The 20,261-nt window shown below is 42.3% G+C and carries 20 protein-coding genes; 2 read left to right on the top strand and 18 right to left on the bottom strand.

The genetic code is table 11. The features are described from left to right. Positions 1–153: 153 nt before the first annotated feature. From OCV47_RS07045 to OCV47_RS07020, 7 genes are all read right to left on the bottom strand, one after another. Complete coding sequence (locus OCV47_RS07045; RefSeq protein WP_262654491.1) at positions 154–1,101, bottom strand: glycoside hydrolase family 43 protein; 948 nt, start codon at positions 1,099–1,101, stop codon at positions 154–156. Between the two features lie 18 nt (positions 1,102–1,119). Next, positions 1,120–2,631: an arabinosylfuranosidase ArfA gene (gene arfA / locus OCV47_RS07040; RefSeq protein WP_262654490.1), complete on the bottom strand. Its 1,512-nt coding sequence runs from the start codon at positions 2,629–2,631 to the stop codon at positions 1,120–1,122. Positions 2,632–2,651: 20 nt separating this feature from the next. Next, the gene (locus OCV47_RS07035; RefSeq protein ID WP_262654489.1) at positions 2,652–4,145 is read right to left on the bottom strand and encodes an alpha-L-arabinofuranosidase C-terminal domain-containing protein; all 1,494 of its coding nucleotides are present in this window, start codon (positions 4,143–4,145) and stop codon (positions 2,652–2,654) included. A 12-nt stretch (positions 4,146–4,157) separates the two neighbouring features. Next, positions 4,158–5,000, bottom strand: a complete 843-nt coding sequence (locus OCV47_RS07030; protein ID WP_262654488.1) for a carbohydrate ABC transporter permease — start codon at positions 4,998–5,000, stop codon at positions 4,158–4,160. Positions 5,001–5,003: 3 nt separating this feature from the next. Further along, positions 5,004–5,405 (bottom strand): carbohydrate ABC transporter permease, encoded by a 402-nt coding sequence (locus OCV47_RS15860; RefSeq protein ID WP_331481261.1) that lies wholly within the window; start codon positions 5,403–5,405, stop codon positions 5,004–5,006. Then, positions 5,406–5,912 carry a carbohydrate ABC transporter permease gene (locus tag OCV47_RS15855; RefSeq protein ID WP_331481259.1) on the bottom strand — a complete coding sequence of 169 codons (507 nt, stop codon included), beginning with the start codon at positions 5,910–5,912 and terminating at the stop codon, positions 5,406–5,408. 114 nt (positions 5,913–6,026) lie between these two features. Continuing rightward, complete coding sequence (locus tag OCV47_RS07020) at positions 6,027–7,346, bottom strand: ABC transporter substrate-binding protein (protein ID WP_262654487.1); 1,320 nt, start codon at positions 7,344–7,346, stop codon at positions 6,027–6,029. A gap of 244 nt (positions 7,347–7,590) precedes the next feature. Here OCV47_RS07020 and OCV47_RS07015 point away from each other — a divergent pair, with 244 nt between their 5' ends. Both OCV47_RS07015 and OCV47_RS07010 read left to right on the top strand, forming a co-directional pair. Next, positions 7,591–8,616, top strand: a complete 1,026-nt coding sequence (locus tag OCV47_RS07015; protein ID WP_262654486.1) for a LacI family DNA-binding transcriptional regulator — start codon at positions 7,591–7,593, stop codon at positions 8,614–8,616. 155 nt (positions 8,617–8,771) lie between these two features. Then, positions 8,772–9,536, top strand: a complete 765-nt coding sequence (locus tag OCV47_RS07010) for a transposase (RefSeq protein WP_262654485.1) — start codon at positions 8,772–8,774, stop codon at positions 9,534–9,536. A gap of 51 nt (positions 9,537–9,587) precedes the next feature. On the opposite strand, the gene OCV47_RS07005 is transcribed toward OCV47_RS07010, so the two are convergent. The 11 genes from OCV47_RS07005 to OCV47_RS06955 form a co-directional block, all read right to left on the bottom strand. Next, positions 9,588–10,031, bottom strand: a complete 444-nt coding sequence (locus OCV47_RS07005) for a cytidine deaminase (protein WP_262654484.1) — start codon at positions 10,029–10,031, stop codon at positions 9,588–9,590. Positions 10,032–10,113: 82 nt separating this feature from the next. After that, entirely contained in the window at positions 10,114–10,737 is a 624-nt protein-coding gene (locus OCV47_RS07000; protein ID WP_117449702.1) for a cytidylate kinase-like family protein, read from the bottom strand. A gap of 174 nt (positions 10,738–10,911) precedes the next feature. After that, the gene (locus tag OCV47_RS06995; protein ID WP_262654483.1) at positions 10,912–11,622 is read right to left on the bottom strand and encodes an ABC transporter ATP-binding protein; all 711 of its coding nucleotides are present in this window, start codon (positions 11,620–11,622) and stop codon (positions 10,912–10,914) included. A gap of 13 nt (positions 11,623–11,635) precedes the next feature. Then, positions 11,636–12,394, bottom strand: a complete 759-nt coding sequence (locus OCV47_RS06990; protein ID WP_256297648.1) for an ABC transporter ATP-binding protein — start codon at positions 12,392–12,394, stop codon at positions 11,636–11,638. A 4-nt stretch (positions 12,395–12,398) separates the two neighbouring features. Further along, positions 12,399–13,490 carry a branched-chain amino acid ABC transporter permease gene (locus tag OCV47_RS06985; protein ID WP_117449700.1) on the bottom strand — a complete coding sequence of 364 codons (1,092 nt, stop codon included), beginning with the start codon at positions 13,488–13,490 and terminating at the stop codon, positions 12,399–12,401. A 12-nt stretch (positions 13,491–13,502) separates the two neighbouring features. Continuing rightward, complete coding sequence (locus OCV47_RS06980; protein ID WP_262654482.1) at positions 13,503–14,378, bottom strand: branched-chain amino acid ABC transporter permease; 876 nt, start codon at positions 14,376–14,378, stop codon at positions 13,503–13,505. Positions 14,379–14,507: 129 nt separating this feature from the next. Further along, complete coding sequence (locus tag OCV47_RS06975; protein WP_262654481.1) at positions 14,508–15,653, bottom strand: ABC transporter substrate-binding protein; 1,146 nt, start codon at positions 15,651–15,653, stop codon at positions 14,508–14,510. A gap of 186 nt (positions 15,654–15,839) precedes the next feature. Continuing rightward, a complete protein-coding gene (locus OCV47_RS06970; protein WP_262654480.1) occupies positions 15,840–17,159 on the bottom strand; it encodes an ABC transporter substrate-binding protein in 1,320 nt (439 codons plus the stop codon). 21 nt (positions 17,160–17,180) lie between these two features. Beyond that, a complete protein-coding gene (locus tag OCV47_RS06965) occupies positions 17,181–17,846 on the bottom strand; it encodes a response regulator transcription factor (RefSeq protein ID WP_117449697.1) in 666 nt (221 codons plus the stop codon). Next, complete coding sequence (locus OCV47_RS06960) at positions 17,839–19,143, bottom strand: sensor histidine kinase (protein WP_262654479.1); 1,305 nt, start codon at positions 19,141–19,143, stop codon at positions 17,839–17,841. The genes OCV47_RS06965 and OCV47_RS06960 overlap by 8 nt, the downstream gene beginning before the upstream one ends. Before the next feature lie 17 nt (positions 19,144–19,160). Beyond that, positions 19,161–20,120, bottom strand: a complete 960-nt coding sequence (locus OCV47_RS06955; protein WP_262654478.1) for a sugar ABC transporter substrate-binding protein — start codon at positions 20,118–20,120, stop codon at positions 19,161–19,163. Positions 20,121–20,261: the final 141 nt, after the last annotated feature.

Raw genomic sequence — 20,261 nt, 5'->3', positions numbered from 1 at the left:
TTTAGCTACACGGCTCACTGGCGATTACCGTGACCGGACTTACACCGGCAAGTGTGGTCCAGCTTCGCTGGACACACGTCATGAAAAACGGGGCGAAGATCGTTCGCCCCATTATCATTGTTGTATTAATTTTGCTGTTTATAAAAGTGATTTCTAATACTTAAAGACCGGTCTTCCATCCTCTCCCCATGTGAGTTTCATCAGCATCGCATGACGATTCGGATTGTATAATGGATTGCCCTCAATCTTTTCTTCCGTTCTGGCATGATATACCATAATCGGATTTCCCTGCTCATCTTCTGTAAAGGAATTGTGTCCCGGTCCATAGATGCCTTTTTCCGCATTGGTCTCTAATACCGGGTAACGTTCCTTTTTCCACATAGCAGGATCCAACAGGTCAGCATCTTCCGATATACTTAACATACCCATACAATATGCTGCACCTGTTTCCGAAGCAGAATATGTCATATAAATCTTTCCATCGTGATGTATGACAGCCGGGCCTTCATTTACCCAAAAACCAATTCTTTCCCAGTCATAATCCGGTGTTGTTAACAGCACCTGCACCGTTTTCAACTTACAGGGATTTTCCATTTCAGCAATATACAGATTTGAAATCTGTTTTCCAACTCCTACTTTTTCTGCCCATATATAATAGTGTTTTCCACGATTTTCAAATACCGTACCATCCAGTGAGAATGCCTCAAATGAAAACTCATCTTCTTCTGCCCGGGTCATTTTACCTTTTTCCACCCAGTTCCCTGTCATAGGATCCTGATCTGCACATTCCAGAATATAAGGTCTGATTGCCCAAACATCATCTATATCGCCACCGGCATAATAGATGTACCACTTTCCATCCAGATAATGCAGCTCCGGTGCCCAGATATGTTCACTCATAATCCCTTTGTCATGTTTTTGCCACACTCTGACTTCTTCTGCATCTTTTAAGCCTGCCAGTGTATCACTATGTCTGAGTACAATCCCATCATAAGCCGGAATGGATGCTGTAAAATAATACGTGCCATCTGTATGCTTATACACATACGGATCTGCTCTCTGTAAAATCCATGGTTTGTTATATTCTAATTCCTGACTCATTTCTGCCTCCCGGATATCTTATTTTTTTAATCGAATCACATTCCAGGATGCTTTGGTCAGCATGGATGTCATTTTTCCATCTTCCATGGTACTTCTCTGTACAGGTTTTGGCATTACCAGTTCTTCTCCTGCACTGTTGCAGATTTTCATATCATTGCTTTCCAATACAATATGTTCTTCCAGATGATATCCCTCAAGACTGCGCAGATCTGTGATCAGTTCCATATCTTCTTTCGTGTTTCTGTTTACTGCGAAAATAGTCAGTTCTTCTTTTTCCTGATTCCATACCGCTACGCTGGAAAGATCTGTTACATTTTCATGCTCTTTTGTATCATGTACCGGTGTTTCAATTACTGGCTGAAGGACCATGCCCCGTCCATATCTGGATGCATGCATAAACGGATAGAAAATGGTCTGTCTCCAGGCCTTTCCGCCATCTTTCTCCGTCATAATCGGAGCAATTACATTTACCAGCTGTGCCATACAAGCCATCTTCACACGATCTGCATGTTTCATTAATGTAATCAGCATCAGGCCAACCAGAAGAGCATCTTCAAAGTTATACTGATCTTCCAGAAGCGGCGGTGCAATATGCCACGGATCTTTTTCCATAAATTCATCATCTGCTTCTCTTGTATGGAACCACACATTCCATTCATCAAAACTCAGATTAATATCTTTTTTACCACGCTTCTTTGCTTTTACAAAATCGCAGGTGGCAATAACAGAACGGATAAACTGATCCATATCATCCGATAATGCCAGGAAGTCTTCCGTATCATTGTTCAAATTTCCATAATACTGATGCATAGATACAAAATCCACATGGTCATATGTATAACCAAGTGTGGTTGCTTCCCATTCTGGGAACGTCGGCATATCCAGATTAGAACTTCCGCAGGAAACCAATTCAATGGAAGGATCTATCAATTTCATAGCTTTTGCCGTTTCCTGTGCCAGACGACCATATTCATGCATGTTTTTATGACCAACCTGCCAGTCACCATCCATTTCATTTCCCAGACACCATACTTTTACATTATGTGGATCTTTTACACCATGACGAATTCTCATATCACTGTATTTCGTTCCACCTGGATGATTGCAATATTCAAGCAAATTGCAGGCATCCGCCACACCTCTGGTTCCCAGATTCACTGCCATCATCATTTCCGAATTTGCTTTTTCCAGCCATTTGGAAAATTCATTTAAACCGATCTTGTTCGTTTCCAGACTTCTCCATGCCAGTTCCAGACGAGTCGGACGTTCTTCCACCGGACCCACACTGTCTTCCCAGAAAAAATTAGATACAAAATTTCCACCTGGATATCTGACGATCGGCACATTCAATTCTCTGACCATTTCCAGCACATCTTTCCGGAAACCATCTTCGTCTGAAAGTGGATTGCCCGGCTGATAAATACCATCATATACAGCTCTTCCCAAATGTTCGATAAAAGATCCATAGATTCTTTTATCAACTTCTGAAATTTTAAATGCTTTATCTATCATCATTTTTGCCTGTTTCATATTCTTCATTCCTCCTATCATTATTTTTCAAGAATTTGAATTATATTTACAGAATGTGGTTTTAATCTTACTGACATTCCAGATTGGAATGTTCCAAGTTCTTCATGCTGTATTGTTACCATTTCCCGATCAATGTCATTATAGGCTTCTGTACTCTCCCCGCTAATATAATGCAGGATCACCTGACCCTCAGCCTGTAATTCCAAAACCAATTCAAGTTCTTCTTCTGCCTGTTTATTAATCGCAGCCACTGCATATCCGCTTCTATTACTAAATGAAGTCACAAGTACATCTGCCTGCTTTACGCTTTCTGTCTCTTTGGCAACAGACATGTTCTTTACAGGTACATCCTCTGTCCATGAATCTACAATCTGATCTCCCAGATAGTTAACATACAGATCAAACACATAATATGTACTTCTTAAAACAATGCCTTTTTCATGTGTATAAATACATCCTCGGGTATTTACGATTGGTGCAAAATTAGCCATTCCCACAATATCACAATTTCGATTGCACATATTTAGAAAACATGCTGTAAATACTGCATCTGCCATCGTATACTGAGCATTTATATCATTCTTATCTCTTGGATAAAGATACTCTTCTTTTGTTATCCCCTGTTCGACAGAATGAACGCATGGATGATACCACTGTCTCAGATTCCATTCATCATAAGCTATCTTAATTTTTTTCTCCAGTCCTAAAGCTTCCAACAAACCACGGACTTTTTTTACTGAATCTTCCACATGTTCGGTATATACCATACATGCTTCGTAATTCGCAAAATCGTTCGTTTCATGTATTGGATCCCAGTAATCGTGAATAGATATCCAGTTCAGAAATTTTCCACTGTGTTTCAGAAGATTGATATTCCATTCCACATCTGTCAAAGCTGCTGCTGTGAGTTCTGTCTCAGGATCTACATGCTTTATCATTTTAGCAGCCTCTTCCACAAGACTTCCCCATTCCTCAGCAGATTTTGCACCGATTTCCCAGAAACCATAATTTTCGTTTCCAATGCTCCAATATTTTACTTTATATGGATCTGGATGCCCATTGGAAATTCTCCACTTTGCATATTTTCCTTCATGATCCAGATTACAGTATTCTACCCAGTCGCTCATTTCTTCTGCTGTACCGGTTCCTGCATTTGTACAGATGTATGGTTCACAGCCGATTTTCTGACACATCGATATATACTCATCTGTTCCAAATGAATTCGGATCTTCTACTCTCCATGCTTTGTCAAAAAATGGTGTTCTATTTGGCCCAACACCATCTTTCCAATGATAAGCGGATACAAAGCATCCTCCCGGCCATCGCAAAATCGGAACCTTAATTCTTTTCATTGCTTCCAGAACATCTTTTCTTAATCCTTCTTCATCAGATAGAGGATGATCCGGATCATACACTCCACCATATATCTGTCTGTGAAAGTGTTCAATGAAATGTCCATATATCATGAAATTTCTCTTTTTCCCAGGCTTACGTATATCTGCATATAATTTCATGATGTCTCCTTTCTATCCTTTTACACCTCCGGCTGTCATACCTTCGATAAAGTATCTCTGGAAACAGATAAATAAAATCAAAATCGGTATAATCGCAAAACAGGATCCCGCAATCAGTATGTCGTAATTATTTCCATATGGTGATAACAAGCTCTGTAATCCGACAGGAAGTGTAATCTTGTCAATCGAATTTGTCACAACCATTGGCCACAGGAAGTTATTCCAACTCTGCATTCCCTGATAAATACCCATTGCCGCAAAAGATGGTTTCATTAAAGGAATCATAATTTTGAAAAAGATACCATACTCGGTACAGCCATCCACACGGGCTGCATCCAGGAAATCCTTCGGAATACCTGACAAATATTGTCGGAAGAAAAATACCAGCATCGGTACAACCAGATACGGAAGGATAATTCCCCACATATTATTGATCAATTTCATCTTTACAATCAGACGATACAATGGCAGTAATATAACTTCTGTCGGAACCATCATAACAAGCAATACACAAAGGAATAAGATATTTTTTCCTTTAAAATCATACATAGCAAACCCATATCCTACACAGGCACTGAGAAATAATGCCAATCCCACCTGTACAACAGTGATGATCAAGCTATTCTTATACCAGATGAAATATGCATTCTGTCCACTGAATAACATCTTATATTCGTTTAGATTTGCATTTGCCCAATCAATGGAGAAATTCAATCCATAACGCATCAGGTCAGAACCAGGACGTAAAGATGATACTGCCAAAAGTGCCAGTGGTAACAGCGTAATCGCTGCAATCAAAATGAAGAAGATAAATAAACATATTGTAAAGATTCTCGATTTTTTTGTCATTGACATTGTTTATTCCCCCTTCTTACTTCCAATTGTACCGTTAATACGCAGCTGAATTACATTGACTACCAGAACAATCAAAAGGAAAATTACACCTATTGCGCTGGCAATACCAAGCTGATTCTGTTCAAATCCCATTCTGTACAACATACCAACCAATGTGGTTGCCACATTATTCGGGGACTTGTTTCCATTAAATAACATATAACTTTCTGAAAACATCGCCATACCACCAAAAATGGAAATGGTCAGTACATAGATTGTCGTCGGTTTCAGCAGTGGAATCGTGATATAACGAAGCTGCTGCATTCCTGTTGCCCCATCAATAGAAGCTGATTCATACAGATCTGCCGGTATCTGCTGTAAACCAGACAGATAATACATCATGTTTACACCTGTCCATCTCCACAGTCAAAGGAAGAATAATGTAATCCATACTGTAACCGGCTTTCTCAACCAGATAATCGGTTCTACTCCAAACAGATTCATAACCTGGTTCATAAAAGATCCTTCCAGTTCTCCGAACATCAAACGGAAAACCACACCTGCTACTACTACAGAAGTGAGTGCCGGTATAAATAAAATACTTCGAAATGTTCCTTTTGCTCTCATATGCTTACTGTTCAGCATAGCTGCCAGTATCATAGGAATCGGAATCATCATAATACAGGTTACTATGGTATAAAAGACACTGTTTTTCAAGCTTTTAAGAAATACTGCATTGGTCAGTATCTTGTAATTTTCTAATCCGATAAATGTTGTATTTGCACCTGCTACTTTCTGAAAACTCATAAGAATCATGCTTACAATGGAATATGCAAAAAAGATTGCAAACGTAAGTATAAATGGCATTACAAATACATATGGTGCTACTTTCTGTGAATATAAAAATTTCTTTACCACACTTTGTTTTTTCATATTTTCTCCTTTCATCACATAGGAGAGTTCCCCGTATGATTCAAAAATGCCGCGGGTTATCCTCCCGCGGCACCCTAATGGTTCTATGCCTGTAAATCAGACGTTTGATTTGGTTTAGTAAATAATGGAATCCTGTTCACCCTGAAGCAGTTCCATAGCATCCTGATCTACTGAAATTTCAAATGCATTTGAATATGTTGTAGATACCAATGTGCTGTATGTTGCTGAGTAAGCGCCAGAGATATTTGGTGCTGTAACGTCTGTTCCGTTTGCTTTCAGAACATCAAATGGATTGGTTGTGAAGTAAGCAAGGAACTTATTGTCTTTGTTGTCTGTGATTTCCGGATCATCCCAAAGTTCTGTACGGATAGGGTCAAATCCTAATTCATTCCATTCATATGTACATCCTTCTTTGGATAATTTTGCAAATGCAAGGAAATCTTTTGCAAGCTGTTCATTTTCTGTACCTTTAATTACGGATGTACCTGTACCACCCTGAAGGACTTCACGAACATCGCCTTCGTTCCAAACCGGGATTGGGTAAATAGCCATCTTGCCATCCAGATCTGCACAGTAATCTGTAAATCTTCCCATGTACCACAGCGGCATAATTACGGAAGCAACACCGCCATCATTCAGATGACCATACCATTCTTCTGTATGGAATCCACCGCCTGGAGCGATTTCGCAAACACCAAGGTTAATCATTTCTCTGATGTAATCGATAACTTCTGCATGCTCTTCTGTTACAAGATTTGGATTTCCTTCATCATCTACGTACTGAGCGTTCTTTTCCAGCATCATGCACTGTGGGAAGAACAGGTCAGATGTCTCTACTGCACACATTGGTTTTCCTGTCTTTTCCAGAACTGTCTTACCTGCTTCTACATAATCATCCCAGGTAACAATATCTGCAGGATCAACACCAGCTTCATTCATGATGTCCATGTTGTAATATGCTACTGTTGCACCAAGGTGGAAGTCTACACCATAATAGTTGCCTTCACTGTCGCCATACATGCTGACACGGGACATAACCACATCATCTTCATATGGTTCTACTGCATCATTGATTGGAAGCAGATATCCGTCTTTCAGGAAAGATCCATAGTAACCAATCTCAATATCTGCCATATCCGGTGCACCTTCACCTGACTGGCAGGCAATCAGAAGTTTACTGTGAGTAGAATGAGATTCTCCTGTAGTAACTGTCAGGTTAATCGGTCTGTCTGGATTCTGCTCATTCCATACATCTGCCATGGATGTCCAGAAGCCTACGTGCAATTCCTGGAATGTCCAAAAGCTAAGTTCTGTACCACCATCTACGAATGTATTCGTTCCCTGTGTAGATCCATCATCCGTCGCTCCTACACCAAAAGACATCCCAAGTGCCATTGCTGTTGCTAATGCGCCTGCAAGCAATTTCTTTTTCATGTTTTTTTCCTCCCTTAATTTGGTATCACGTTTTTTGTAATTATAGGTTAACGTTAATCCTATAATTTGTCAATTACTTTTTTGCTTATTTACGTCATTTTGTCAAAAGCATACAGTTTTTAAATCGTTATTTTGTACATTTTTGCATGTACAGAAGTGCTCTAGCTTGCTTATACTTGTTGATTTTTGTTTCTTTCTGTTATAGAATAATACTTGTTTTTTTAAGAAAGGGAGGAGTTGCGATTTGAGCCAGACAAACAAACGTGTTACATTAAAAGATATTTCGAATGCATGCGGTTACTCTGTAAATACCGTTTCCCGTGCACTGCGTAATGATAACAGACTTTCTCAGAAAACAATTACAAAGATTCAGCAGATTGCTGATGATTTAGGATATATGCGCAACATTATGGCCTCATCTTTGCGTTCCGGTCATACGAATCTGATCGCAGTTATCATCGAAGATATCCAAAATCCACACTACTCCGATATGATCTCTCAGATATCTATAAAGCTGCGGGCATATGATTATCACTTATTTATTCTTTGCTCCCAGTTTGAAGATGATTATGTGGAAAATGCCTTAAGCCTGGCACTTTCTTATAATGTCAGCGGTATTTTTTTGTTTCCGAAAATTGACAGTACCAGAGACGTCGACATCATTAACCAGAATCACATTCCTCTTGTCCTGATCGACCGTGAGACAGAGAAGAATTCGAATGATGTTGTGCGCTGTGATGACTATCAGGGAGGATATCTGGCGGGTCAAAGATTAGCCGGCGAAGGGCATCGCCGTTTTCTATTCCTGGCAGGACCTCAGACAAACCAGTCACAGATTTTACGTTATAATGGTTTTCTTCAGGCTATTTCCGATGCAGGAATTGATACAAGCCAGGTACGTATGCTTTCTCATACTCTGGTGGTAGATGCGATTTACTATGGCAATTTGGAATCTGTTCTTTTTCCTGTTGATTACACGGCTATTGTTGGTTTTAATGATACCAGAACTTATTCTGTTATGAATTTTCTTTTAAAAAACGGATATCGTGTGCCGGAAGATATTTCTGTCATCAGCTTCGACTACCTGCGACAGATGCAGCCTTATCTTCTTCCACTGACCAGCATTTCCGCACCACCGGATAAAAATATGGCTGACACGGCAGTGGAGCTTTTGCTTAGACGTATGACGAACCCAGAAGCCCCGGCAGAATCAGTTATCCTTCCAGTTATGATATATGACGAAGGTACCACTGGTACAGTACCGACTTAATCCATTGGGGACGGTGTTTTCTGGTTTTTTTACTGTCCCATCTGGTCAAATTCCATTTTCCTCTTGCATTATATATCAGATTTTTCTATAATGGCTCTTAACAATTCGCTTATTTTCTGAATTCATTTCTCAGCAGTTCATGAAAGGAGTCATTTATGCCGCGAAAGCCAAGAAAGCCAAGTAGTCTTTGCATTCATCATGTTATTCTGCGTGGTGTTAATCAGCAAATTATTTTTGAAGATCAATCTGATTATCTGCAGTTTATCAGCATTTTAAAACATTATAAAGAACGCTGTGATTTTAAGATCTATGCTTATTGTTTGATGAGCAATCATATTCATTTGTTGCTTGAACATACCACCACGGATCTTGAGATTATCATGAAAAAAATTGAAGTGAAATTTGTCAGATGGTATAATCGCAAATACCAGCGCACAGGATATTTATTTCAGGATCGTTTTAAAAGCGAGCCGGTAAATGATATGAGATATTTTCAGACAGTATTTCGATATATTCATCAAAATCCGCTTCATGCTGGTCTGGAGTCTGTTCCCGGAACTTATCCCTGGACCAGTTATCACGATTATGTCACTTCTGATTTCTCTTTTATTGATATCGACAAAATTCTTACTTTATTTCCAAGTCATTCTGACTGCATTCAATATCTGCATACTATTTCTGATCAAAACTGCATGGAATATTATTCTTCGTTTCGTCTTCCCGACAGTGAAGCTCTTAAAATTATTCAAGAGAAAACATCCTGCAATTCTCCGTCTGATTTTCAATGCCTCGATCTTTCTACCAGGAATCAATATCTCCACTCACTGCTGCTTTCTGGTATCTCTATACGTCAGCTCAGCAGGCTGACTGGAATATCCAGAACAGCAATAAGTAATGCCCTAAAAACGACTCATACATAAAAAAACGGAGTTTTCTTGCTCTAAAAAGCCAGAAAACTCCGTCCCAATGAACTAGATCAGATCTTCCGGGCCGAATCCCAGCGGAAGCAGTTCTTTTAGCTTATATATGTGATATTCGGTCTCAGACTTTGCCAGAATAATCTGAAAAGTCTCCGGATTGCAGAATTCCCGCATCACCTGTCTGCATACACCACATGGTGGACAATAGTCCCCTTCTCCCTTTGGTACAAACTTTTTATTTCCCACAATGGCAATGGCATCAAATTCTGTGATACCTTCAGACACTGCCTTAAAAAATGCGGTTCGTTCTGCACAATTAGTCGGCGTGTAGGATGCATTCTCAATATTACATCCCTGGTATATTCTGCCTCCTCTGGAAAGAAGTGCAGCTCCTACTGCGAACTGGGAATATGGTACATAAGCTCTCGTCTGAGCTTCAAATGCCTGATGAATCAGGTCTTCAATCATTTCTTTTTTAAATACCTTTGTTTCCATGTTTGCATATATCCTTTCTAAGAGACCATTGGGGACGGTGTTTTGTGGCTTTTGAAAGCCAGAAAACACCGTCCCCAATGGCTTATTTAAATCTGACTTCTATATATTTTTCAATGGCTTCTACGCATCCCTCGAATCCAAGTTTACTGCTGTCCAGGCACAAATCGTAATTTTTTGCATCATTCCACTCATGACCTGTATGATAACGATAATAATCTCCCCGGAATTTATCCGTTCTGGCTATGAACTTGGACAAATCTCCCACATTTTTCGCTGTACGCTCTCTCGCCTGCTCCAGGCAGTAATCCTTCGGTGCATGAACAAACACACTGACTACATTTGGCTTGTCAGCCAGCACAAAGTCTGCACAACGTCCAATGAAAACGCACGGACCTGCTTCTGCCAGTTCACGAATCACCTTGGCCTGATAATTAAACAGGTTCTGAGTGGAGGTAAAATCTGGGCTGGATGGTGGAATAAGATCTCCTATGGTATAGATCTTCTTGGAGATTCCGAACAAGCTTCCACTTTTCAGACGTTCATCTACTTCTCCAAATAATGCTTCGTTGATACCACTGTCATCTGCTGCCAGTCTCAAAATATCTCTTTCATGACACGGGATGCCATGTTTCTGTGCATACATCTGAGCGATTGTTTTACCGCCGCTTCCATACTGTCTTGCAATCGTAACAACTACATTTTTCATTGGATCCCCTCCCCGACTCTTTGTTTTTATGATAACATGAACTGATTCACGCTTCTCATTTTCAGTTTTATCTACTTATATTTTACCACAAAATAATGATAAAAAAAAGAAAAAAGGCCATTAGGAACGTAAGTTTCTGGCTGTTGAAAGCCAGAAAACTCCGTCCCCAATGGCCTATTCGCCAAGATATGCTTTCTTAATGGAATCATCATTCAACAGATCTTTTGCATTGCCATCCAGAGAGATCTTGCCGGTCTCCAGGACATAGGCACGGTCTGCAATAGCCAGAGCTTTTTTCGCATTCTGCTCTACCAGCAGTACGGTTGTGCCGCTGGCACTGACGCTCTGAATAATATCAAAAATCTCATTTACCAGAATCGGCGAAAGTCCCATGGATGGTTCATCCATCAGGATGATTCTTGGCTTGCTCATCAGGGCGCGGCCCATTGCAAGCATCTGCTGTTCGCCACCTGACAGAGTTCCTGCCATCTGGTTCTTTCGTTCTTCCAGTCGAGGAAAACGCTTATATACCATCTCCAGTGATTCTTCGATCTCATTCTTATCTGATCTGGTATAGGCTCCCATCTTCAAATTCTGATAAACAGAAAGCTGCGCAAAGACACGTCGTCCTTCCGGTACATGGGCCATACCAAGTTCTACGATCTTGTGTGCCGGCGTCTTTGTGATATCTTTTCCTTCAAACATCACCTGACCGCCTTTTGGAGTAAGCAGTCCGGTAATGGTATGAAGGATGGTAGTCTTTCCTGCTCCATTCGCTCCGATCAGAGCAATGATTTCACCTTCATTTACATGGAAAGAGACACCCTTGATTGCATGAATCATTCCATAATATACCTGTAAGTCTTTTACTTCCAGCATTGCCATCGTTTCGTTCCTCCTATTCCCCAAGATATGCGGTGATAACCTGTGGGTCGTTCAATACCTCTGATGTGGTACCTTCTGCCAGAACTTCGCCAAAGTTCAGCATGGTCAGTTTCTCACAGATACCGGAAACCAGTTTCATATCATGCTCAATCAGCAGAATAGTCATATCGAACTCATCTCTTACAAATCGGATCATATCCATCAGTTCCCCGGTTTCCTTCGGGTTCATACCTGCTGCCGGTTCATCCAGCAGCAACAGCTTAGGATCTGTGGCAAGAGCACGGGCAATCTCCAGTCTTCGCTGCTTACCATAAGGAAGATTGGCAGCATTGGTCTCTGCCATATCTGCCAGATCAAATACCTTCAAAAGCTCCATGGCTTTTTCATCCATCAGCGCTTCTTCTTTTTTATACTTAGGAGTATGGAAAATACCTGCCAGGGCAGAATACTCATGATGATTATGCATTCCCACTTTTACATTATCCAGAACACTCATTTTAGAAAACAGTCGAATGTTCTGGAAAGTACGTGCAATACCTGCCTTGCTGATCTCGATATCACTTTCTCCTGTGATATCTTTGCCATCCAGAAGGATACTTCCTGCATCTGGCTTGTATACACCGGTCAGCAGGTTAAATACAGTCGTCTTACCGGCACCGTTCGGCCCGATCAGACCATACAGCTGATTTTTCTCAATGGTAACATGAAATCCATTTACGGCGCGCAGACCGCCAAAGGAGATTCCCAGATTTTTTACTTCCAGCATTGCCATAACTTTACGCCTCCTCCTTTGCGTTTTTGTGGAATACACGTTCCCGCCATTCGATCATCTTCGGACTCCAGCTGAAGAGCATGATCACGATCAGCACGATGGCATATACCAGCATACGGTTATCACTCAGGAACTGCAGCACTGGATTGCTGCCGAGCATCTGCAGCTTTCTCAGGAAATAGTCCAGCACCAGATTCAGTACGATCGGGGCGATAACAGATCCACGGATATTACCGATACCACCAAGTACCACATAGACCAGAATCATGATAGACATATTATAACCGAAGTTCTTCGGTGTGGCACTTAAGGTAGACAGGTTGTGTGCATACAGTGCACCACCGATACCGGCAAGACCTGCTGATACCGAAAATGCCATCAGCTTGTATTTCGTCACATTGATACCGATAGATTCTGCGGCAATACGATTGTCACGGATGGACTGAATCGCACGTCCATCTCTGGAATTAATCAGACGCAGAACAATAAACAGTGTGATCAATACCAGAACAACACCGATCACAAAAGTGGAATCCTTCGGAATACCTGTAATACCCTGTGGACCATTCACGATAACCTGTCCATCTGGTTCCATTCCCAGAGAGAGGGTATCCTTCATAGAAAAATGAAGTCCATGGCTGTCTTTTCCGATAAATAATACATTTACCAGGTTCTTGATGATTTCACCAAAGGCCAGTGTCACGATGGCCAGATAGTCCCCCTTCAGACGCAGTACCGGAATACCAATCAGAATACCGAAAACAGCTGCCACAAGAGCACCTATGATCAGTGCGATAATAAAACGTACCAGACTGTTCGTAATAACATTTTCCATACATTTTGTAAAGAACACACTGCTGAATGCACCTACGCACATGAAGCCCGCATGTCCAAGACTCAGTTCTCCTAAGATACCTACTACCAGATTCAGAGAAACTGCAAGAATTACATAGTAACAAAACGGAATCAAAAGTCCGGATAAGGAACTGGACATATGTCCGGTAGCAGAAATGATCTGCATAATCAGAAAGCCGATGATAACGATACCGTAAGTGATCGCATTCTGTTTTGCTGTTTTTGTTCTCATTGTGTTCATATCTCTGCCTCCTTATACCTTTTCCTGAATCTGCTTGCCTAACAGACCGGTTGGTTTTACCAGAAGCACTACAATCAATACTGCGAACACGATTGCGTCTGCCATCTGAGAAGAAATATATGCTTTTCCAAAGATCTCGATAATACCAAGAAGGATACCACCGATCATCGCTCCAGGAATGGATCCGATTCCACCGAATACAGCTGCAACGAACGCCTTAATACCAGGCATGGATCCTGTGTATGGTGTCAGGGATGGATAAGCAGAACAAAGCAGTACGCCTGCAGTCGCAGCCAGGCCTGAACCAATGGCAAAGGTCAGTGCAATGGTTGCATTTACATTGATACCCATCAGTTGTGCTGCCCCCTTATCTTCTGATACAGCCAACATAGCCTGACCTGGTTTTGTCTTGTTAATGAATAAAGTCAGTCCCACTACGATCACGATACACGCAAGAATCGTTACCATAGTCTCACCGCTAATGTTCAGTCCTGCCACTTTTAATGCAGGAATCTTCACCACTGACGTGAAGGACTTGGTGTTGGAACTCCAGAATAACAGTGCCAGATTCTGTAACAGATAGCTGACACCAATTGCTGTAATCAGTACAGCCAGTGGGGATGCTGCGCTGCGCAGCGGTCGATAAGCCACTGCCTCGATCACCATACCAAGAACCGTACAGATCACTACGGATAAAAGAACTGCCGGGATAGCCGGCATCCCTGCTGCGGTGGAATAAAATACTACATATGCGCCCACCATGATAACATCGCCATGGGCGAAGTTCAGCATCTTGGCAATTCCGTATACCATGGTATAGCCAAGAGCTATGATCGCATACACACTTCCGAGACTGATTCCACTGATCAGATAGTTCAGAAAACTCATAATACACCTCTCACTCTAAATAAGAAAAGAAGGGGTTGCCACCTGAAAGGCAACCCCTGTGTTATCCATATACTTTATTACGATACCCACGGATTGTTTCGTGCTACGCACTCCCACAATCCTGGTATCTTACATGGCTGTGTAAGCGCCATCCTTAATTACAACTGCTTTTGGCTCTTTGTTTGGTTCGCCATCTGCGCTCCAGGTCATGCCTGATCCGGTAAGACCATCGTATGTGATCTCTGTCATTGCTGCTTTCAGTGCATCGCAGATTGCAGAAGCATCCATATCTGGTGTGATACCAGCTTTTTCTGCTGCTGTTTTGATGATGTACATTCCATCATAAGCATCTGCTGCGAACTGGATTGGTGTTTCACCATATTTTTCTTCGTAAGCGGAAACGAATGCTTTTGTCTGTTCATCATCTGCATCTGCTGCGAACGGTGTCAGAAGCATTACACCTTCTGCAAGGCTTGTATCAAATCCTTCTACTGCAAGAAGTCCGTCCAGGCCATCACATCCGAAGAAAGTAGGTGCATAATCCATACCAGCTGCCTGTGTCAGAATCAGAGAAGCTTCTGTGTAGTAGATTGGCAGGAATACCATATCTGCTCCGGCATCTTTTGCTTTCTGAAGCTGTACAGAGAAGTCTGTCTTGCTGTCTTCTGTGAAAGCTTCTGCTGAAACAATCTCAAATGGCTGATTTGCTGACTCTGTTACAAAATTGTTGTAAATACCTGTGGAATATACGTCTGAGCTGTTGTAGATAACTGCTACTTTCTCAGCCAGTTTGTTCTCACCAATGTACTGTGCGGAAGCAGTACCCTGGTTCGGGTCAGAGAAGCATACACGGAATGCATTGTCTCCTGAAATACTCTCTACTGCTGATCCTGAAGGTGTCAGCAGGAACATATTATCATTAGAAGCTTCGCCTTCTACTGCGGTACAAGGTGTAGATGTTACAGTACCAAGCAGCATCTGCATGCCCCAGTCCTTTAAAGTGTTGTAAGCATTCACAGATTTTTCTGCATCATGCTCATCATCCTGGAAGTTGAACTCGATCTGGTATCCGTTGATACCACCTGCTGCATTGATATCATCTGCTGCCATCTGAGATGCGTTCATAACTGCCTGTCCATATACGGCAGCACCACCTGTGATAGGTCCGATTCCACCAATCTTAAATGTGTCATCTGCAAATGCTGTAGTGGAAAAACATGTTGCTGTCATAGCAACTGCTGCTGCTACGCTGACTGCTTTTGTTAACTTTCTCATAATACCTCTCCTCCTGTCATATCGACTTCTACGAATCTCTTCGTATTTATTGCATTAATAATACCCTCGTCATTTTCTTTTTGTCAATAGCTTTTTGCCGTTAGTTAAAGGATATCTTGCATTACTTTCATGTGTTTTGTGCATTATCGCACTGATTTCATGCTTGTCTATACCAGATTACAGAGATTACTGAATCAGATAACCATTTATGGTGCGCTGAAGAATCTTCAGATTGCTGTCCACATCTTTATCTTCTTCCAGTATTTTCTTAATCTCACTGTCCGTCAGTGCCATAGCCTGTTCATATTTTTTGAACTGTGGTTCCACATGTCCTTCTTCAATTACCTTGCCCAGAAGCTTTCCATTGATGACCGTATCTCCCTCTTCCATATCTTCCTGTACGATCTGCTCCATCTGCTTGGATTCCGTTACGTTTTTCAGTACCGAAGCTCCCTGCGAATCATAAAAAATATTCATCTGTGTTTCTTCATCATAGGTCAGCAGTTTCAAAAATTCCCACGCCATTTTTTCTTCTTTTGTATTGGCACTGATCCCCATCAGCAATGAATTCACCTGAGAAATATTGCCCCCTCTGGATCCTGCCGGCATGGTGAGACAATCCCATTGAAAGTTCGCATATTTACGGATCTTATAGGGATAGGTCTTATAAGTCCGGTATTCCGCAAAGGTCAGTGGCATAAATGCCACCCGACCACCGTTAAAGTCTTCCTGTGAGATCTTCTCTCCGTTATAAAGTTCATTGATACTTCTCACATACTTTACCGCCTCGCTCACCTTCACATCCGTCAGTTCCGCTTCGGTTCCTTTCTTATTAAAGATACCGCCGCCATTGGAACACAGTGCATCCATCCAGTCATAATTATAAGTTCCGAACTGATCCAGCACTCCATCTCCGTCTGTATCTCTGGTTACTTTTTTACAGATCTCATACAGATCATCCCAGCTCCAGTCTTCTCCCGGCATATCGATGCCCTCCTGGGTCAGCAGTGTCTTGTTCACAAACATCAGTGTCGGTACCGTCTCATAAGGCAGCGCATACTGTACCGATTCATACTGTCCGTTGACAAACGCACTGGTAAAGTACTTTTCCGGGTCAAAGTCTGTGTCTGTCTCCATCAAACTTCCCAGATCTTTCATCACGCCCATTGATGCAAACTGATTAAAATCTGTACCCAGTACCATAAAAATATCCGGTTCCTCACCTGCCAGCAGCTTTCTGGAAAACCATTCAGAATAATCATCCTTTCGGATTCCGCTGTAATAATGTACTGTCACGCCTGGATGCGTCTGTTCAAATTTCGCAATTGCTTTATCAATGATCGTAAATCCATTGGCCTGAGCCACATCCCAGTTGCTTCCGGTAAACATTCCAAATTCCAGTGTTATATGATTCTGCCTGTTCTGAAGCTGACAGATTCCATAAATCGCCATCCCTGTCAACAGCCCAGCAGCCACCAGGGTCATAATTTTCTGTTTTCGTTTCATTCATTTTCCACCTTACCCGGTCTATGTCAGGTGCTTGCCTGCATTGGTCTGCACTGCCCAGATCGCCAGCTGAGTACGGTCCCGCAGATCCAGCTTATTCAGAATATTACTGAGATAATTCCGTACGGTACCGTCTGAAAGATTCAGCGTATCTGCAATCTCCTTATTGGCAGCTCCCGTACCCACCTGAGCAATGATCTTCCATTCCGTTTTGGTCAGTTCCTCCACACCTTTTCTTCCCACCGGTATCGTATAATCCGTCTGCGCCATCTGGGAAAACAGTCTCAGCACCTTCGTGGCAATATCCGGGTTAATCATGGCTTTTCCGCTATATACCGTCTTGATGGCATTCTCCAGTTCATCCATGGAAACACCCTTCAGCAGATACCCACTGGCGCCGAACTTCAGTGCATTATATACGTATTCATCATCATCGAACGTTGTCAGAATGATAATCTTTACTTCCGGATAGTTTTCTTTAATGATCTTCGTACACTGTACTCCGTCCATCTTCGGCATACGCACATCCATCAGGATAATATCCGGTTTTTCCTTCCGTACGCTGCAGATCACCGCCTGCCCGTCTTCCGCCACATCACATACGGTAATATCCGGCTTGCTGTTTAATACAATCTGCAGACTCTGTCTGATCAGCTCCTGATCATCTGCTATTAATACTTTAATCATAATTTTCCCCCCATCGTATCGGTATCTGTGCTGTCACGGTAAATCCGTCACTTCCGTCAAATTCTACTGTTCCATGCAGCATCTCAATCCGCTCCCGGATATGCTTGGTGCCAAATCCACTTTTGATCTCCTTGGCGCCTATCCCGTCGTCTCTGATAGACAACGTGATCTCATTATACTGACGTCTCAGCGTAATCCAAATCTTTCCTGCCTTTCCGTGGCGCACAGCATTGGTGATGCTCTCCTGAATGACACGGTAAATGGCATTTTCTTCGTCTTCATCAAACTTCAGATGCTTTTCTTCTGTGGAAAAATAAATCTTCACATCTGAGGCCTGACTCATATCCGTGATCATTTTTCGTATAGCCGCATCCAGGCTAAGTCGCTCCAGGGCATCCGGACGCAGTTCATTTACGGAACGACGCACATCCCTGATTCCCTCTCTGCTGACTTCCGACAACAGCTGTAGCTGTTTCTTCGTCTGCTCTGGGCTGATATCGATCAGTGCCAGGCAGGCATCCAGCCCGGTGGCGATCCCTGTCAGGGTATGTCCCAGTGTATCATGAATCTCTCTGGCCAGACGATTTCGCTCTTTGGTCTGAGTCATTTTTTCAGTCATGCTGGCATATTCCTGCAGCTGCTCATTGGCCGTCTGAATCTCATGATACAACTCATTGATCTGCTCAATGGTACCTCTCTGGGCATTGATCACGTAGACGCAATAGACAATAAACAGCACTACATTAAACGAAATCAGAATATTAAAAATTCCATAAAGCAACTGTTGTGTATTTGCCGGATAGTACTGTATGTAAGAACTCAGATGATACAGTGGCATATAAATAGAAAGCAATTCGTAATCTGCCAGCACATAGCCTCCGATAGCCAGTGCCACCAGTGTCACCTTCATTTTCCCTCCTTTTACCAGGGAAATCATTGTTGCAAACAGAAACAATAACAGTCCGTTATAATTAAAATTCAGTGTATAGATAACCATGAAGCACAGAACCAGATCAAAGAGCATGGAGCATACGATGAGCCGGTAATTCTTTACTATCTGCCGGAACAAAAAAGACACTGCCAGCAGGCACATAGCTATCACGCAGTAGTTTCTCACGTGCTCTGGATTTTCAGGAATTGCCGTGACTCCATCCAGAAAGCTTCTGGCCTCGTACCGGTCAATAATCTTCTTTGTTGTATAGTTGATAAAAGTGGAAATCAGTATCACTGCTGCCACATTCAGTGCCAACATGGATGCCTGCAGAAGCACGACTGTTTTATCTTTTTCTTCGTTCACCTTCTTCCACCTCTTCCCTATCTGCCCCAGCCACTGATCTCATAATCATCCAGATTCTCCTGGGTAATCATGTAGGGTGCAATACTGATATATTTTTCCACTGCTTTTCCCGCCAGACAGTCATAGGCGGTCTGTGCCGCCACTTCGCCAATCTGGCGCGGATCCTGTCCACTGGTTCCGGTCACCAGCCCAAGATTCAACATAGACTTAAAATCTGGCGACCCGTCAATTCCATAGATCAGAACATCGTTGTCCTTGTGATACTGCTGCAGGGTAGCCAGCGCTCCCAGTGCAGATGGGTCATTTCCTCCCAGTACCACCTCACATTCCACGCCTCTGTTCAGAATGGTGGCCATGGCATCTGCACTGTCTTCAAACTCACCCTGACCACACTTTCTGGCTACGACTTTATAATTTTCGCTTTCTGCAGATGCTTCCACGGTATCGATAAATCCCTGCACACGGTTGGAGATGGAAGTCTGAGTCGGATTATCCAGCACCACGATTCTGGCTTTGTCCAGTCGCTTCATCATATCTTCTGCACACTGCACACCAGCCGCATAGTTGTCTGTCTCAACGATCGAAGCCACATACTCACGATTCTTTACCACCGTATCCATATTGATGACAATCACACCTTTTTCCTGACATGCTTTCAACGCCGGCTCTACTGTTTCCCAGTCCACCGGATTCAAAAAGAGAACTTTAATCCCCTCATCCAGCATTTCCAGAATCTGTTCATTCTGTTTTTCCTGATCCTGACATGGATTACGTGAAATCACAATATCTCCGTTTCCTTCCACTACATTTTCAATGGCTTCATGGAGCACATCAAAGTACGGATTATTTCGCGTCATATAAGTAGCTCCAAATATCCGCGGATCGTGTTCCCCTTCCACCACCTCCGCTGCCCTGCAGCCCGTCAGGGCAGTCGCAGCTGCCAGCAGCACCACTGCTAAAATCATTTTTCTGTTCATATATTCTCCTGGGTCTTTTGCTTCACGCACCTAAATATTCTGATTAAATTTTATGTCTGAAAGATGAGTGGGTCAAGCGTTTTCACATATTCATCAAAAAAATCCCTCATGCCATATAACATGAGGGATCTGATATTTCAC

The sequence above is a fragment of the Muricoprocola aceti genome (assembly GCF_025567005.1).
GTDB lineage: Bacteria > Bacillota > Clostridia > Lachnospirales > Lachnospiraceae > Marvinbryantia > Marvinbryantia aceti.
This window is presented reverse-complemented; position numbering and strand designations above follow the sequence as displayed.